General features: G+C 68.5%; 20 protein-coding genes. 12 read left to right on the forward strand and 8 right to left on the reverse strand.

What is annotated here, in order from left to right:
• Positions 1 to 7 precede the first annotated feature (7 nt).
• The 3 genes from ACRYA2_RS08260 to ACRYA2_RS08270 all read left to right on the forward strand — a co-directional run bounded on the left by ACRYA2_RS08260 (position 8) and on the right by ACRYA2_RS08270 (position 1,771).
• Positions 8 to 244, forward strand: a complete 237-nt coding sequence (locus ACRYA2_RS08260) for a DUF8142 family protein (protein ID WP_433626371.1) — start codon at positions 8 to 10, stop codon at positions 242 to 244.
• Positions 245 to 350: 106 nt separating this feature from the next.
• Positions 351 to 662, forward strand: coding sequence for a cupin domain-containing protein (locus tag ACRYA2_RS08265; protein ID WP_433626374.1), 312 nt, complete (start codon positions 351 to 353; stop codon positions 660 to 662).
• 62 nt (positions 663 to 724) lie between these two features.
• Positions 725 to 1,771 carry a thiamine pyrophosphate-dependent dehydrogenase E1 component subunit alpha gene (locus ACRYA2_RS08270; RefSeq protein ID WP_433626376.1) on the forward strand — a complete coding sequence of 349 codons (1,047 nt, stop codon included), beginning with the start codon at positions 725 to 727 and terminating at the stop codon, positions 1,769 to 1,771.
• A gap of 46 nt (positions 1,772 to 1,817) precedes the next feature.
• Here the strand turns inward: ACRYA2_RS08270 and ACRYA2_RS08275 are convergent, their stop codons facing one another.
• Positions 1,818 to 2,048: an Lrp/AsnC ligand binding domain-containing protein gene (locus tag ACRYA2_RS08275; RefSeq protein WP_433626379.1), complete on the reverse strand. Its 231-nt coding sequence runs from the start codon at positions 2,046 to 2,048 to the stop codon at positions 1,818 to 1,820.
• Positions 2,049 to 2,129: 81 nt separating this feature from the next.
• Between ACRYA2_RS08275 and ACRYA2_RS08280 the strand changes: the two genes are divergently transcribed.
• Together ACRYA2_RS08280 and ACRYA2_RS08285 are read left to right on the forward strand one after the other, a co-directional pair.
• The gene (locus ACRYA2_RS08280) at positions 2,130 to 2,813 is read left to right on the forward strand and encodes a potassium channel family protein (RefSeq protein WP_433626381.1); all 684 of its coding nucleotides are present in this window, start codon (positions 2,130 to 2,132) and stop codon (positions 2,811 to 2,813) included.
• A gap of 1 nt (position 2,814) precedes the next feature.
• A complete protein-coding gene (locus ACRYA2_RS08285) occupies positions 2,815 to 3,045 on the forward strand; it encodes an Lrp/AsnC family transcriptional regulator (protein WP_113274777.1) in 231 nt (76 codons plus the stop codon).
• 10 nt (positions 3,046 to 3,055) lie between these two features.
• Here the strand turns inward: ACRYA2_RS08285 and ACRYA2_RS08290 are convergent, their stop codons facing one another.
• On the reverse strand, positions 3,056 to 3,571 hold the full coding sequence (locus ACRYA2_RS08290; RefSeq protein WP_433626384.1) for a DUF5813 family protein: 516 nt from the start codon (positions 3,569 to 3,571) through the stop codon (positions 3,056 to 3,058).
• Positions 3,572 to 3,671: 100 nt separating this feature from the next.
• On the reverse strand, positions 3,672 to 4,601 hold the full coding sequence (locus tag ACRYA2_RS08295) for a DUF7504 family protein (RefSeq protein ID WP_433626387.1): 930 nt from the start codon (positions 4,599 to 4,601) through the stop codon (positions 3,672 to 3,674).
• A gap of 514 nt (positions 4,602 to 5,115) precedes the next feature.
• Between ACRYA2_RS08295 and ACRYA2_RS08300 the strand changes: the two genes are divergently transcribed.
• The 3 genes from ACRYA2_RS08300 (at position 5,116) to ACRYA2_RS08310 (ending at position 6,991) form a co-directional block, all read left to right on the forward strand.
• Positions 5,116 to 5,496, forward strand: coding sequence for a translation initiation factor IF-5A (locus ACRYA2_RS08300; protein WP_433626390.1), 381 nt, complete (start codon positions 5,116 to 5,118; stop codon positions 5,494 to 5,496).
• The gene (speB, locus tag ACRYA2_RS08305) at positions 5,497 to 6,330 is read left to right on the forward strand and encodes an agmatinase (RefSeq protein WP_433626393.1); all 834 of its coding nucleotides are present in this window, start codon (positions 5,497 to 5,499) and stop codon (positions 6,328 to 6,330) included.
• 67 nt (positions 6,331 to 6,397) lie between these two features.
• Positions 6,398 to 6,991 carry a uracil-DNA glycosylase gene (locus ACRYA2_RS08310; RefSeq protein WP_433626395.1) on the forward strand — a complete coding sequence of 198 codons (594 nt, stop codon included), beginning with the start codon at positions 6,398 to 6,400 and terminating at the stop codon, positions 6,989 to 6,991.
• Position 6,992: 1 nt separating this feature from the next.
• Here the strand turns inward: ACRYA2_RS08310 and ACRYA2_RS08315 are convergent, their stop codons facing one another.
• A complete protein-coding gene (locus tag ACRYA2_RS08315; RefSeq protein ID WP_433626398.1) occupies positions 6,993 to 7,187 on the reverse strand; it encodes an iron transporter in 195 nt (64 codons plus the stop codon).
• Positions 7,188 to 7,260: 73 nt separating this feature from the next.
• Here ACRYA2_RS08315 and ACRYA2_RS08320 point away from each other — a divergent pair, with 73 nt between their 5' ends.
• Positions 7,261 to 7,605: a hypothetical protein gene (locus ACRYA2_RS08320; protein WP_433626400.1), complete on the forward strand. Its 345-nt coding sequence runs from the start codon at positions 7,261 to 7,263 to the stop codon at positions 7,603 to 7,605.
• A 26-nt stretch (positions 7,606 to 7,631) separates the two neighbouring features.
• Positions 7,632 to 9,713, forward strand: coding sequence for an NAD-dependent DNA ligase LigA (gene ligA, locus ACRYA2_RS08325; protein ID WP_433626403.1), 2,082 nt, complete (start codon positions 7,632 to 7,634; stop codon positions 9,711 to 9,713).
• A gap of 78 nt (positions 9,714 to 9,791) precedes the next feature.
• Here the strand turns inward: ligA and ACRYA2_RS08330 are convergent, their stop codons facing one another.
• From ACRYA2_RS08330 to ACRYA2_RS08340, 3 genes are all read right to left on the reverse strand, one after another.
• Positions 9,792 to 10,679 (reverse strand): ABC transporter permease, encoded by an 888-nt coding sequence (locus ACRYA2_RS08330; RefSeq protein WP_433626406.1) that lies wholly within the window; start codon positions 10,677 to 10,679, stop codon positions 9,792 to 9,794.
• Positions 10,676 to 11,593 (reverse strand): ABC transporter ATP-binding protein, encoded by a 918-nt coding sequence (locus tag ACRYA2_RS08335; RefSeq protein WP_433626409.1) that lies wholly within the window; start codon positions 11,591 to 11,593, stop codon positions 10,676 to 10,678. The genes ACRYA2_RS08330 and ACRYA2_RS08335 overlap by 4 nt, the downstream gene beginning before the upstream one ends.
• A 130-nt stretch (positions 11,594 to 11,723) precedes the next feature.
• Entirely contained in the window at positions 11,724 to 11,978 is a 255-nt protein-coding gene (locus tag ACRYA2_RS08340) for a DUF7967 family protein (RefSeq protein WP_433626411.1), read from the reverse strand.
• Positions 11,979 to 12,242: 264 nt separating this feature from the next.
• Between ACRYA2_RS08340 and ACRYA2_RS08345 the strand changes: the two genes are divergently transcribed.
• On the forward strand, positions 12,243 to 12,851 hold the full coding sequence (locus ACRYA2_RS08345) for a hypothetical protein (RefSeq protein ID WP_433626414.1): 609 nt from the start codon (positions 12,243 to 12,245) through the stop codon (positions 12,849 to 12,851).
• Positions 12,852 to 12,860: 9 nt separating this feature from the next.
• Complete coding sequence (locus ACRYA2_RS08350) at positions 12,861 to 14,603, forward strand: excinuclease ABC subunit C (RefSeq protein WP_433626417.1); 1,743 nt, start codon at positions 12,861 to 12,863, stop codon at positions 14,601 to 14,603.
• 87 nt (positions 14,604 to 14,690) lie between these two features.
• Here ACRYA2_RS08350 and ACRYA2_RS08355 read toward each other — a convergent pair whose 3' ends face one another.
• Positions 14,691 to 15,335, reverse strand: coding sequence for a hypothetical protein (locus ACRYA2_RS08355; RefSeq protein ID WP_433626419.1), 645 nt, complete (start codon positions 15,333 to 15,335; stop codon positions 14,691 to 14,693).
• Positions 15,336 to 15,367: the final 32 nt, after the last annotated feature.

Raw genomic sequence — 15,367 nt, forward strand, 5'->3', positions numbered from 1 at the left:
CTCTGGCATGGGAACGCCGCTGCCGACCGAGGAGTCCAGCGAGTCGGGGAACCGCGTCCGCGCGGCGAAAGCCGTGGCGCCGTTCCTCGCGCTGGGACTGTTCGACCTCCTGCTGCTCATGGGTTGGGGAGTGGACCCGCTGTGGGGGTTCGCCATCCTCCCGCCCATCCTGTTCATCAGCGTGCTGGCGTGGATCGGGTTCAAGTCCGGGTTCATCACTGACCACAACGACCACGGCGACTGACCGGGGCCCCGGACTCCCCGGTGTCTCGACGCCGCGTCGAGTCACGGTCGACTCGTCGGCTTCGCTCTCCCGAATCGCTAAGGCACGCCGGACCGTTCCGGCGAACGTGCTCGACCACTATCCCGACCTCGACCCCGACGCGGACGAGGTGCTGACCGAGGAACTGGCCGTGAGCGACGACGTGCTCGTGAAGGCGTTCGCGCTGGGTCCCGGCGCGGAACTCGACCCCCACGAACACGGCGACAGCACGAACGTCTTCCACGTGCTGGACGGCGAGGTCGTCGTCGTTCAGGGCGACGCGGAGGCGGTCGTCGACGCGCCCGGCGTCGTCGTCCACGAGCGCGGCGAGGTCCACGGCGCGCGAAACGAGTCCGACGACGTGGCGGTCTTCACCGCGAGTCTCTGCCCGCTCCCCTGACCGGGTTCCCGGTCGCGACTCCTTTCGGAACGAATTTGAAAGCGGCACGCATGGCGGCACGCATGAACCGCATCATCGGGGAGCGCGACCTGTCGGAGACGCCGTTCTCCGCGGAGGAGTCGCGCGAGACCTTTCGACAGATGGTCCGGGCGCGGCAGTTCGACGAGCGCGCGCTGGCGCTCCAGCGCCGCGGCTGGATGAGTAGCTGGCCGCCGTACCGCGGCCAGGAGGGGTCGCAGGTCGGCGCGGCGCTGGCGATGGCCGACGACGACTGGCTCTTCCCCACCTATCGGTCGAACGCGATGCAGATAGCTCGCGACGTCCCGATGAGCGACGTACTGCTCTTCCGTCGGGGCCGCCCCGAGTTCGCGTCGGGCCACGACGTGCCCAACTTCCCGCAGGCGGTGCCCATCGCCACCCAGATTCCCCACGCGACCGGCGCGGGGATGGCGATGAACCACCGCGGCGACGACGGGGCGGTGCTGTGTTACTTCGGCGACGGCGCGACCAGCGAGGGCGACTTCCACGAGGGGCTGAACTTCGCCGGCGTCTACGACGCGCCCGTCGTCTTCTTCTGCGAGAACAACAACTGGGCGATCAGCCTGCCGCGCCACCAGCAGACCGCGAGCGACAGCATCGCGGAGAAGGCCCAGGCGTACGGCTTCGGCGGCGTGCAGGTGGACGGCAACGACCCGCTCGCGGTGCGGGAGACGGTCGCCGAGGCGCTCCGGTCGGCCCGCGACGGCGAACCGGTGCTCGTCGAGAGCCTGACCTACCGCCAGGGGGCGCACACGACCAGCGACGACCCGAGCAAGTACGAGGACGCCGAGCAGGAGCTTCCGGAGTGGCGGAGAGCCGACCCGCTCGACCGCTACGAGGAGTACCTCCGGGAGCAGGGCGTCGTCGACGACTCGTTCGTCGAGAGCGTCGAGGAGGAAGCGGGGACGGCGCTGGACGAGGCGATCGAGACCGCCGAGTCGGCTCCGGAGCCGGACCCTCACGACGTGTTCGACCGGGTGTACGAGGAGGTGCCGCCGCGCCTGCGCGACCAGCGCGGCTGGCTCGACTCGTTCCTCGAGGACAACGACGTGTACGAACTCGACCACTGAGCGATCGGTTCGCTCCGCAGGTCGTACGAACTCGACGTTCCGCAGGTCAGTCGATCGCCATGTAGGTCTTGGTGTCGACGACGCCGTCCAGTTTCTGCACGTCCGACGAGGCGGTCTGGAGCACGTCGTACACCTCGTCGGCGTCGACCTCGACGACGATGTCGTAGTCGCCGGCGACGATGTGGGCCTCCTGGACGACGTCGAACCCCCGAACCGCGTCGAGCAGGTCCTGTGACTTCCCGGCAGCGGTGTTGACCATGATAAACGCGTGCACCATGTCGCTGTGTCATACTCTACCACGCGAGAAAAACCTTCCCCCGGAGAAAAGTTATTCAACCCGTCCGCCGTACCGTTTCGCATGCGATTCGTTATCACTGGTGCAGGGCGCGTCGGCTTGCGGACTGCCCGCGTGCTCCGGGAGGAGGGCCACGACGTCGTGCTGGTCGAGCGCGACTCGAACAAGGCGGACCGGGCGCGCAACGACGGGTTCGAGGTCGTCGATGGCGACGCCTCCAAAGAGGAGGTGCTCGAGGAGGCCGACCTCGAATCGGCGGACGCGGTCGGCGGACTGACGGGCGACCTGAACGTCAACTTCGCGGCCTGCATGGTCGGCAAACACCACGGCTGCCGGACCGTCCTGCGCATCGACGAGGACTACCGCGAGGACATCTACCGGAAGTTCGCCAGCGACGTGGACGAGGTCGTCTACCCCGAGCGTCTCGGTGCCATCGGCGCGAAGAACGCCCTGCTGGGCGGTAACGTCCGCGCCATCGCCGACATCGCCCAGAACCTCCAGGTGGTCGAGTTGACGATAACCGACGAGTCGCCGATGCGGGGCTACTCCATCAGCGAACTTGAACTGCCAGCCAACTCCCGGCTGCTCGCCTTCGGCAAGCAGGACGAGCCGATGAGAATCCCGTTCCCGGACGATTCGCTCGAGATGGGCGACCGCATCGCCGTACTCGCCGACTTCGCCGTGCTGGAGGACGTGCGCCAGATTCTCGTCGGTAACGCCAGTCGCGCCACCGCGGGAGGTGTCTGAGATGGTTCCCGCCTACATCATGGTCAAGGCGAACACGAGCGAGGCCGACCGCCTCAAAGACTCCATCCGTGACCTCGACGGCGTGGAGGACGCTCACATCGTCGCCGGAGACGTTGACCTCATCGTGAAGGTCACGGTCGACAGTCCCGCCGAGGTGAAAGAGATCGCCGCCACCGGCATCCAGGGTATCAGCGGCGTCGAGGACACCCAGACCTACATCGCGATGGACTAGCCGTTCTCGTTCACCGGCGCTCTCGCGTCCCCTCCTCCCCCTCGTCGTAGTTCTGTCGCGCTCGATCGATCAGCCCCGCCGCCGGTTCGCGGTAGTCGTAGCCCGGAACGATGCCCTGTACCCAGGTTCCCTCCGCGTACTCCACGACGGCCAGCGCGTCCTCGGGGGCCGGCGTCGTCGAGAACGAGACGGTGAGAACCACCTCGGCTCCCTCGCGTCCTATCTCCGGGGGCGCAGCGTCGTCGGCCCGCGCGACGGTGTGGACGTCGTCGAGGCGACGCTCCAGCGTCTCGTACCAGCCGTCTTCGACGACCTCCGCGACCGTCTCGTCGGCGACGACGGCGTCCAGCGTCGGCAGCCGAACGGTCACCGCGGCGTCGCCGTCCGTCTCGCCGTCGCTCTCCTCGTCCGCCGTGCGCACCGTCGCGTCGAACGGCGTCGTCGTCGCGACGAACTCGCCCGTCTCCAGTCGCTCGAAGGCGTCGTGGGTCTCGAACGACCGCCGTGCTCGCGTCTCGTCGGTCATCGGTCGCGCTACGGACGCGGCAGTGAAGGGCGTTACGAGAGGCCGGCGGCCACCGCGGTGGTCGCCCGACCGTCGTCGCCCTCGCGGTCGTCCGGCCGGTTCAGAGGTCGAACCACTCGGTCGTGTAGCCGGTCGTCCGGAGGTGCCACCGCTGTTGCGCCCCGGCGTCGCGGGCGCGCAGTTCGACGACGGCGTCGAACTTGCTCGCGATGGCACGCACGGGCCGCGAGCCGTACTCCACCGGCAGGACGTAGTGGGCCATTCCAGAGACATCCTCGACCGCCCGGCAGATGGGGCCGAGGAACGCGTCGATCTCGTCCTCGGCGTTGTCTTCGACGACCGGCCGGAGCGAGTCGAAGCAGAGCCGGAGTTCGGCCGGGTCGAACTCGCGCTCGTCGTCCAGTCGCTCGATGGTGTCGACGACGGTCTCGCGGAGGTCGTCGGCGTCGCCCGTGACCGGTTCGACGGTCGGGTCGACGGGTCGCGAGTCGGCGTCGGCGGCCGAGCGCGCACCGGTGTGGTAGTTTATGACGTGGGCGTCTTCGCCCGAGGAGTCCGCCATCGAGAGCCGGTTGCTGGCCGTCGAGACGCCGCGGTCGTGGAGCGCGAACACCCGGGTCCGGCCGCAGGCGGTCTCGCCGAGCAGGAGCGTGCTCGCGGCGTCGAAGACGGTGTCGGGGACCGCCCCCACGACGAGGAGGTTACCGCCGCGCTCCTTGATTCGCGCGAGGCCGGGCTGGACGGTCACGGTGCCGTCGCCGTTGACGGTGACGTGGTGTCCGTACAGGGAGAACGAGAGGCGGCCACCCCTGCGCGGGGTTCCGTCGCCCCGCGGTTCGAAGAGCTTGTCGAGCGCCTCCGGGTCGATGACGTCGTACAACTGTTCGGGGATGTCGGACGGTTCGACGCCTGCCGCGTCGGCGACCGCGACCGTTATGGTCGTGCTCAGCGCCTGGTCGCTGTCCAGGTCGTGATGTACGCGGTGGACTTCGCTCTCGTCGGGGGACCGGTCCCCGTCGATACCGTCCATGTGTTTCCTGACACTCCGGAGTCCAGAGGGAAAAACTCATCGTCACGAGAATGACAGCTACTCACAAAATTCGGCGATGGCTCCGGACTCCGGCGGCTCGACCGCTCCCGTCATCGCGGTAGCGTGTCGCAAACGTCGAGAGTGTTCACGATTATCTAAGGGACAGGTATCGCCGTCGCGGGAGCCGCGGGGACGAACCGAACGGTTCGCGCTTCCGATAGGGAGTGAGCGGAGCGAACGCCGATTGGCCGATAAGACGGTACCGAGGGCAACGGCTCCGACCGAGAACCGAAGCGACGCAGTAACCGTCGGAAGGTGGTCGTGAAGGCCAGGTATCGGACGACGCGAAAGCGGCGTTCGAGAAATGAGGTGAGACCAACCACGGTCGACGGGTCGTGGAAAACGTCTCCCGTTCGGGTCCTAATCGCGCTCTCGCGTCCTTCTCACTACCGATTTGGACCGGCAGCGACGCGTTTCCAAACCGTTTATACCCGAGGATGCGCAATCCCGCGGTATGGCAAAAGAGCAGAAGGAAGTGCGCGACCTTCAGGAAGGAAACTACGTGATGATCGAGGACGCTCCCTGTCAGATAAACTCCTACAGCACGGCCAAGCCCGGCAAACACGGCAGTGCCAAGGCCCGCATCGAGGCCGAAGGCGTCTTCGACGGCAAGAAGCGCAGCCTCAGCCAGCCGGTCGACGCGAAGATCTGGGTCCCCATCATCGAGCGCAAGCAGGGTCAGGTCGTCAGCGTCGAGAGCTCCACCGTCGCGCAGGTGATGGACCTCGAGACGTACGAGACCATCTCCATCCAGACGCCCGAGGACGTCGACCTCTCGCCCGACGACCAGATCGAGTACCTCGAGATGGAAGAGCAGCGCAAGATCCTCGAATAGATGTTCCCTGGAGCGGTCGCCGACCGTGAGACGGCCGATTTCGTCGTCGTCGGTGCGCCGCTCGACGTTTCTACTACGTTCCAGCCCGGCACCCGGTTCGGCCCCGACCGCGTCAGGAGGTTCGCCCGGACGTTCGACGACTTCGACCACCGGACCGGCCGGCACTTCTCCGACCTCGCCGTCCACGACCACGGCGACGTCCGCGCGTGGGACGACGCCGCCGAGTATCTGGAGTATCTCGAGGGCGTCCTCACCGACGTTCGCTGGGACGACGCCGTCCCCCTTCTTCTCGGCGGCGAACACACCGTCACCGTCGCGGGCGTTCGCGCGACCGACCCGGACGTCTTCGTCTGTCTCGACGCCCACCTCGACCTTCGCGAGGCCTACGACGGCAATCCGTTGAGCCACGCGACTGTCACCCGACACGCCCTCGACATTGCCGACGAGGTCGTCGTCCTCGGCGCGCGGACCGGCGACGAAGGCGAGTGGGAACGCGCCGCCGAGGACGACGTGACCGTCGTCCCGCCCGAGGACGTGGCCGACTGGACGCCCGGCGTCGACGGCCCGGCGCTCGACGGCGACGTCTACCTGAGCGTCGACGTCGACGCCGCCGACCCGGGCTTCGCCCCCGGGACCGGCACGATGGAGCCGTTCGGCCTCTCGCCCCGCGAGATGCGCGATGTGGTTCGGGCCGTCGCGGACGACGTGGCCTCGACCGACGACGCCGCGGTCGTCGGCTTCGACGCCGTCGAGGTCAACGACCGCGACGACGGCCAGGCCGCCGCCCTCGCCGGGAAACTCCTCCGCGAGTTCGTCTTCGCCGTCGCCGGGTGAGGCGATGGACCGCCGTCGCGCGTCGCAGGCCACCGAGATTTAATACGTCTCGCTCGTCTGCCGGGATATGGGCACGATGGAGGGTCTCGAAGTGACGGAGTGTACGCGCTGTCCGGCGCTGGTCGAGTGTCGGAGTCAGATAGTCAACGGCGTCGGCCCCGGGGACGCCGACCTGCTGTTCGTCGGCGAGGGTCCCGGCAAGCAGGAAGACCAGCAGGGCGAACCGTTCGTCGGGCGCAGCGGGAGCGTCCTCGACGACAAACTGGAGGAGTTCGGCATCGAGCGCGAGGACGTGCGCATCACCAACTGCGTGCGCTGTCGTCCGCCGGAGAACCGCGACCCGACGAAGGAGGAACTGAACAACTGCCGCGAGTACCTCGAATCCGAGATCGACCAGGTCGACCCCGACGTGGTCGTCACGCTCGGGAAGGTCCCGAGCGAGCACCTCCTCGACCGGGACGTCGCCGTGACGAAGGAGGCCGGGTCGGTCGAGACGGTCGAACTCGGCGGCCAGCGCCGCGACGTCCTGATATGCGTCCACCCGGCGGCGACTCTCTACGACGGCAGCCAGGAGTCGACGCTGGAGAACACGCTCGACACCGCGGCGACGATGGCCGGCGTCGAGACGGACGGCGGCCAGTCGCGCCTCGGCGAGTTCTGACTCAGTCCTGGCCGGTCTCGACGTCCACGCCCTCGAAGGTGACCGACACCGACTCGGCGTACCGGTCGCCGTTCGTCTCGTCGTGGCGCATGAACGCCGGCGCGTCGATTTCGACGTGGACGTCGTAGGAGCCGTCTCCGGGCACCTCGACGTTCTTGCCGTAGTGGTGGAGTCCGGGATGCCAGACGAACGGCACCTCGAACGGCCCGACCTCCTCGCCGTCCCTCGGACTCCAGGGTGGCGCGAACCGTCAACTCCGGGACGAACCGGTGGTCGGCCGCGTCGGCGACCGCCACCTCGAGGTGGCAGTTCTCCTCGTCCGGTTCGACCCACTCCAGGCCGTCGTCCGTCGGGTGGTACATCCCCTCGGCTTCCTCCTGGGCGATGCCGACGAGGAAGTCGCCCGCCTCCTGCGTGTCGCCGGTGTGAGCGACCTCCGTCGCCATGTACTGCAGCGCCTCGTGGTATGCGTCGCCCTCCTCGCGGGCCAGTTCGAGTTGCTTCTCGTCCACCTCGTCGCTCGGCCGTTGCTGGTTCGCCATGGCGTCTTCCCTTCCGCCCGCGAGTCGGATGAGTGTCGTGGCCGGGGTCGTCGCTCGGCCACGAACTTATAACCGAGCGCGAGACAACCAGCAGAGTAATGGCAACGGTGAGCGCCGAGAATCCGTACGTCGAGGACCCGTCGACCGACTTCGCCCCCGTCGAGGAGCTGAGCGAGGAGGCGGCGCGCGAGCAGGCCGAGCAGTTGCGGGAGGCCATCCGCTACCACGACTACCGCTACTACGTCGAGAACGACCCTCTCATCGCCGACCGTACCTACGACGCCCTCTTCTCGCGCCTGCAGGACCTCGAATCGGCGTTCGACCTCCGGACGCAGGACAGTCCCACGCGACGGGTCGGCGGCGAACCGGTCGATGAACTCGGCACCGTCGAGCACGTCGCGCCGATGCTCTCCATCGACTCCAGCGGCGACCCCGACGACGTCCGCGCGTTCGACGAGCGGGTGCGCCGCGAGGTCGACGGCGTGGACTACGTCTGCGAGCCGAAGTTCGACGGCCTCTCCCTGGAGGTCGTCTACGAGGACGGCGAGTTCGTCCGCGCCGCGACCCGGGGTGACGGGGAGACGGGCGAGGACGTCACCGAGAACGTCCGCACCATCGCCAGCGTTCCCCACCGACTGCGCGGCGACCACCCCGATTTCCTCGCCGTCCGGGGGGAGGCGTACATGCCCCGGGACGCCTTCCGGGCGTTCAACCGCGAGCGCGTCGAGCGCGGCGAGGAGCCGTTCGCCAACCCCCGGAACGCGGCGGCGGGCTCGCTGCGCCAGCTCGACCCCTCCGTGACCGCAGAACGCCCCCTCGACTGCTTTTTCTACGACGTGCTGGCCGTCCGGTCGAACGACGACGGCGTCTCCGAGGAGTACGACTCGAACTGGGCGGAACGGCAGGCCCTGCCGGAGTACGGCCTCCCGGCCACCGACCGCACGGAGCGCGTCGACACCATCGAGGACGCCATCGACTACCGCGACGACCTCGCGGCCGACCGCGAGGACCTGAACTACGAGATCGACGGCGTCGTCATCAAGGTCGACGACCTGGAGAAGTGCGAACTGCTGGGGACGACCGCCCGCCACTACCGCTGGGCGTACGCGTACAAGTTCCCGCCGCGCTCCGAGGAGACGCCCATCACGGACGTGACGGTGCAGGTCGGCCGCACCGGCCGGCTCACCCCCGTCGCGCTGCTCGAACCGGTCGACGTCGGCGGCGTCACCGTCTCGCGCGCCAGCCTCCACAACCCCGAGGAGATAGCGGAGAAGAACGTCAACGTCGGCGACGTGGTGCGGGTCGAGCGCGCGGGCGACGTCATCCCGTACGTCGACGAGGTGGTCGAGAAGCGGAGCGAGGGCCACTACCAGATGCCCGACCACTGCCCGGTCTGTGACAGCGCCGTCGAGCGCGACGGCCCCATCGCTTACTGCACCGGCGGTCTGGCCTGCGACGCGCAGTTGCGCCGCGCCGTCGAGTACTACGCCAGCGACGACGGCCTCGACATCGAGGGGCTGGGCGAGGAGCGCGTCGACCAGTTGCTCGACGCCGGCCTCGTCGAGGACAGCCTCGCCGACCTCTACCGCCTCGAGAAGGCGGACCTGGCCGACCTGGCGGGCTGGGGAGAGACGAGCGCGGAGAACCTGCTCGCGGAACTCGAAGACTCGAAGCGGCCGTCGCTCGCCGCCTTCCTGTCGGCCATCGGCATCCCGAAGGTCGGCCCGGCGACGGCCCGGGAACTCGCCCGCGAGTTCGGCGACGTCGAGCGCGTGCGGTCGGCGTCCCGCGAGGAACTGACGTCGGTGTCCGACGTCGGACCGAAGGTCGCCGACCAGATTCGGGAGTTCTTCGACTCCGAGCGGAACGCGGCCGCGCTCGACGACCTGCTGGAGTACGTCGACCCACGGCCCCCCGAGACAGAGGGCGGCGACGAACTGGCGGGCCTCACCTTCGTCTTCACGGGGTCGCTGGACCGGTCACGAGGCGAACTCGAAGAACTGGTCGAGGCGCACGGCGCGAACGCGACGGGCAGCGTCTCCGGCAACACGGACTACCTCGTCGTCGGCGAGAATCCGGGGACGACCAAGCGCCGGGACGCCGACGACGAGGGCGTGCCCGAACTCTCGGGCGATGAGTTCCGCGACCTGCTCGCGGAGCGGGGCGTGGACGTCGGATAGAACGCGGGAGGTCTCCGCCGGGCCGACGTCGGAGCAGTCGAGGCGGCGGCGCGATTGGCGGACGGTCGGGGACGCCGCTCAGAGCTCGGCGTCCCTGAACACGAGATAGCCGACCGCGACCGGGACGAACAGCCAGACGAGCATGTAGGCGGCGACGAAGATGTCGCCGTAGTAGACGGGCAGCGGCTTGCCGATGGCGTTGGCGGCGGGCTGCCGGGTGAAGAAGCTGAACGTGGTGATGCGGGCGTTGAACTGGCTGCCGAGGAGCGCCGTGTCCAGCAGCGTCTTGTACGCCGCGGTCGGGTTCAGCAGTTTGATGAACAGCACGGTTTTCAACTGACCGGCGGTGCCCACGTCGAGCCCCTTCTTCAGCAGTTCGGCGACCTGGTTGGCGAAGGCGTTCCAGAGGACGACCATGAACATGTAGACGCCGGTCGAGACCACCATCGCGCGGCGACTCGTGCTCGCGACGGCGGAGACGCCCGTCGCGAACCCGACGAACACCAGGCCGAGCAGGAGCGTCAGGAGTACGAACACCAGGTAGTTGACTATCTTGAACTGGAGTCCGACGACCACCAGCGCGACGGCGGTGACGACGACGCCGACGAGGATGGAGAGGCCGACGACGGCGCTTCGCCCGAGCACCTTGCCGAACACCACGTCGTCGCGGGAGTGTGGCAGCGAGAGCAGCAGCTTCAGCGTCCCCGACTCGCGCTCGCGGGTGATGGAGGCGTACGCGACGACGATGGAGATGAGTGGCACGAGGATGGACGTCCCCTGCTTCATTAGGAAGAGGTAGGCGTCGCTGCTGCCGGACCCCTGCCTGGGCGCGTTGCCGAGTCCCCCGCCGAAGATGAGGAGCGCGGGCGCGGCGAACACGACGACGAACAGCGCGGTCAGCACCCACAGCCAGCGCGAGCGCACGGCGTCCTGGAAGTCCTTGCGTGCGACGGCCTGCCAGCTCATGCCGGCACCTCCCGGTTCTCGGTGTAGGCCACGAACAGGTCTTCGAGCGACGCCTCGCGCGTGTCGAAGTCCCGCACGTCGACGCCCGCGTTCTCCAGCGCCGCGATGACGGCCGTCTTCGCGCTGGCCTCGCAGTCGACGAGGAGCACGTCGGCCTCGCGGGTGACGCCGGAGACGCCGTCGATGGCACGGATATCATCGATAGCGCCGGCGGGGTCCGACGCCGTCTCGACGCGGAGCGTGGTGCCGGTGCCGACGGCCTCGCGGAGCCCCGCGATGGAGTCTTCGGCGACCAGTTCGCCCTCGCGGAGGATGCCCACGCGGTCACAGACCGCCTCCACCTGCCCGAGGACGTGACTGGAGAAGAACACCGTCGTGCCGCCGTCGGCCTCCTCGCGGACTATCTCGCGCATCTCTCGCGCGCCGTTGGGGTCGAGTCCGGTCGAGGGTTCGTCGAGGATGAGCAGGTCGGGGTCGCCGACGAGCGCCATCCCGAGCGCGAGGCGCTGGGCCATCCCCTTCGAGTAGCCGCCGGCCTTCCTGTCGGCGGCGTCGCTGATGCCCACGCGGCGCAGGATAGCGTCGACGTCGTCGTCGACCTCCTTCGACTCGACGGCGAACTCCACGTGCTGGCGGCCCGTCAGTCGGTCGTAGACGGAGAAGCCCTCGGGGAGCACGCCGGTCCGTCGACGGATGGCGACGCTGTCTTCCTCGGCGTCGTAGCCGAGCACGCGCACGTCGCCCTCCGTCGGGCGGATGAAGTCGAGAAGCAGGTTGATAGTAGTGGATTTACCGGCCCCGTTGGGACCGAGGAACCCGAACACCTCTCCCTCCTCGACGGACAGAGAGAGGTCCCGGACGGCGGTGACGTCGCCGAACCGTTTCGTCACCCCGCTCAGTTCGATTGCAACCATGGTTGGCGGTTACGCCAACTCACATAAAGTCTTACTGTTCCATGCTAAACGGTAACTATCAGGGGTAGAGGGCCTCACTGTCGGTTTCGGGGATTCCACCGTCGGTCGGTCGACGGCCCCGACGGTCCCGTCAGACGGTGGAGTCGGGGTCGTGCTTCTCGGCCATCCGGGAGGCTTCGGCGGCGTAGCGTTCCCGCTCCTCGTCGTCGTCGACGCGCGTGAGGCGGTCGGGTGCGACGTCGATGGCCGCGGTCGCGTCGCCGCCCAGGTGGCCCGACCGCTCCTTCCGCAGGTAGCGCTCGCCGTCCGGCGTGGCGTACACCAGCGTGATGAGGTCGCGCTGCGTGTACGTCCGCTCGACGAGCCAGAGCCGTTCGTCGTCCATGCCCGTCCGTTCCGGGCCGCCGGATTTGTATCTGGTGGGCCGCCACCGGCGGTACGTGCGGTGCCGCCCCGGATTCGGGCGCTCGCCCGGTTCTCCGTCGTCGAGTCGGCCCGCCGGTGTCAGGCGAGCGACGCCCGCCGGTCGAAGGGTCGTCGCTTCGACGGCGGAAATCTATAGCGAGAGATAGGTTCGGGCGTCGAGCGTCGATGGCCCGAGAAACGGGAGCCGCAATCTTATTTATGTCTGTGAGTGCATCGATAAACGATGCACGAGTCCCCGCTGTCCCAGACGACGGACGACCGTCTGGCGGATATCCTGTTCGCGGGCGAGGAGATAGAAGAGGAGATCACGGTCGACGATGCCCGGATAGCGGTGACGAGCCACCGCGTCCTGGCGTTCATGCCGGGTGGCGGGGACCGCCAGTTCGACCACGCCGACAGGCCGAATGTCGTGGACGCGAGCGTCCAGACCACGGGGCGTCGGCGGTATCTCTCCTGGGCCGTCCGGAGCGTCGTCTACGGGGCCGTCCTCGTCGGCGGCGGCTACCTCCTGCACAGCAGCGGCGTCCTCTCGACGTTCGACGGGACCTCCGTGCCGAACAACCAGGCCGTCGGCGACGTCGGCCGGATGATAGGGACCTTCTCGAACCTCTTCGGCGTGCTCACGGACGTCCTCGTGCTGGTCGGCGTCGTCCTGCTCGCCGTCGCGGCCGCGCTCGCCGGCCTCTACTACGCCAGCCGGTCCGAGGAACTCGTCATCGAGCGCGCCGGTCGGGAGCCGATTCGCGTTCCGGTCGGCGGCGAGCAGGCCGAGGCGGCGGCCAGCCGGATTCGCTCGCTGGTTGGGACAAGTTCAAAGCCACGGAACGACTAGACGGCGCCGATGGACGGGGTGACGGTCAGGGAGCGCGCAGGAGAGTTGCCGCGCGAACCGGGAGTGTACCAGTTCCTCCAGGGAGAGACCGTTCTGTACGTCGGCAAGGCGGTCGACCTCTGCTCGCGCGTTCGTTCGTACGCGGACCCGCGGAGCGACCGTATCGCGCGGATGGTCGACCGCGCCGACGGCGTCGACTTCGCTGTCACGGACACCGAGACGCAGGCGCTGTTGCTCGAGGCGAACCTCATCAAGCGTTACCAGCCCCGGTACAACGTTCGGCTGAAAGACGACAAGTCCTACCCGCTCGTCCAGGTGACCGGCCACGAGTTCCCGCGCATCGAGGTGACCCGCGACCCCGACCGGGACGGGGCGACCGTCTTCGGCCCGTTCACGAACAAATCGACCGTCGAGACGGTGGTGAAGGCGCTCCGGGAGACGTACGGCGTCCGCGGGTGTTCGGACTACAAGTTCAGCAACCGCGACCGTCCCTGTCTCGACTACGAGATGGGCCTCTGTACCGCTCCCTGCACGGGCGAAATCGGCCGCGAGTCGTACCTCGCGGACGCCGAGAGCGTCGAGCGCTTCCTCGGCGGCGAGGCGGACGTGCTGGCGGACCCTCTCCGCCGAGAGATGGAGCAGGCCGCACAGGAGCAGGAGTTCGAGCGCGCGGCGAACCTCCGAGACAAGCTCGACGCCGTCGAGCGGTTCCACGGCGGCGACGCCGACGCCATCGCGTCCCAGGGAGACGAACGTCGCGTCGACGTGCTCGCGGCGGTCGTCGAGGGCGAGACGGCGACCGTCGCCCGCATGCACAGCGAGGGCGGCCAGCTCGTCGACCGGGACCGCCACGCGCTCTCGGTGCCCGAGGGCGGGAACGAGGAGGGCGACGTCGCGGCGGTGCTCGGAGCCTTCGTCACGCAGTTCTACGCCGAGCGCGAACTGCCGGACGCGCTGTTGTTCTCCGAACGTCCCGACGACGAGGACGTGACCGACTGGCTCGAACGCGAGGGCGTCGCGGTTCGCGTTCCGGGCGCGGGCCGGGAGGCGACGCTGGTCGACCTCGCGCTGAAGAACGCCCGGCGGGGTGCGAGCGACCCCGACGAACTCCGGGCGCTCGCCGACGCCCTCGACCTCGATTCCGTCGAGCGCATCGAGGGCGTCGACGTGAGCCACGCCCAGGGGTCGGCGGTCGTCGGGAGCGACGTGGTCTTCGTCGACGGCTCGCCGGAGAAGTCCGACTACCGCCGGAAGAAACTCGACGAGCGCAACGACGACTACGGGAACATGCGGTCGCTCGTTCGCTGGCGCGCGAAGCGGGCGGTCGAGGGCCGCGACGACCGCCCCGGCCCCGACCTGCTGCTCGTCGACGGCGGCGAAGGGCAACTCGACGCCGCGCGCGAGGCGCTGCGCGAAGTGGGGTGGGACGTTCCCGCCGTCGCGCTCGCGAAGGCCGAAGAGCGGGTCATCACCCCCCACGGAACCCGCAACTGGCCGAGCGACGCGCCGCACCTCCACGTGCTCCAGCGGGTCCGAGACGAGGCCCACCGCTTCGCGGTCCAGTACCACCAGACGCTGCGCGACGAGGTGTCCACCGAACTGGACCGCGTCTCCGGCGTCGGCCCCGAGACCCGTCGGAAGCTTCTCCGGCGGTTCGGCAGCGTCGACAGCGTCCGGACGGCGTCGGACGACGAGTTACGCGAGATCTCCGGCGTCGGCGAGAAGACGGCCGAGGCGCTCCGGCGACTCTGACGACGTCGGTCGCGTCGCAGACCGTCGCCGACGCTACCCGGGAGCAGTGTCCGAAAGAAGTTCAACTGCCAGTACCGCGAACGGTCGCTACTTGCCGTGGCCCTTCTTTTTGCCGCGGTCCTTCCCGTCTTTCTCGTCCTTGTCGTCCTTGTCGTCCTTTCCGTCCTTCTCGTCCTTCTTGTCGTCACCTTTCTTCGCGTGCTCGGGCGGACCGCGGTCACCGCCTTCCTTCGCGTGGTCGCTCTTCTTGTCCGCGCCGGGGTTGTTCTCGGTCACCCACTCCGAGATGGCCTGACCCGGGTGGTCGACGCTGCTGTCGTTGAGGACGTCGTCGACGTACGCCGAGACGCGCTGACCGAACGGCCCGTCTTCTTCCTCGTCGCTCTCGCTCACGGTCAGCGTGGCCGTCGTCGTCGCGCTCAGGTTGCCATGCTCGGCGACGACCTCGACGGTCACGTTCTCGGCGGGCGCGGGGAGGCTCACGGTCCCGTTGGCGTCGGTCGTCGCCGTCCCTTCGCCCGCGTACGAGGAGTTGTTCAGCGCCGTGACCGTGACCGAGGCGTTCTCGACGGCGGTCCCGTTCTCCGTGACGGTGATAGTTACGCCGTCTGACTGTTCGACACCGACCGACAGTCCCTCGGAGCCGCTCGTGCCCGCGAGCGCGGGCGCAGCGACCGAGACGAGGAGGACTGCCGCGAGCGACACTGCGATTACATTTCGTTTCGTCGTCATGAACGCTACCCGATAGACCGGGGAAAGATAAA

The organism is Halomicrococcus pelagicus, assembly GCF_050954125.1.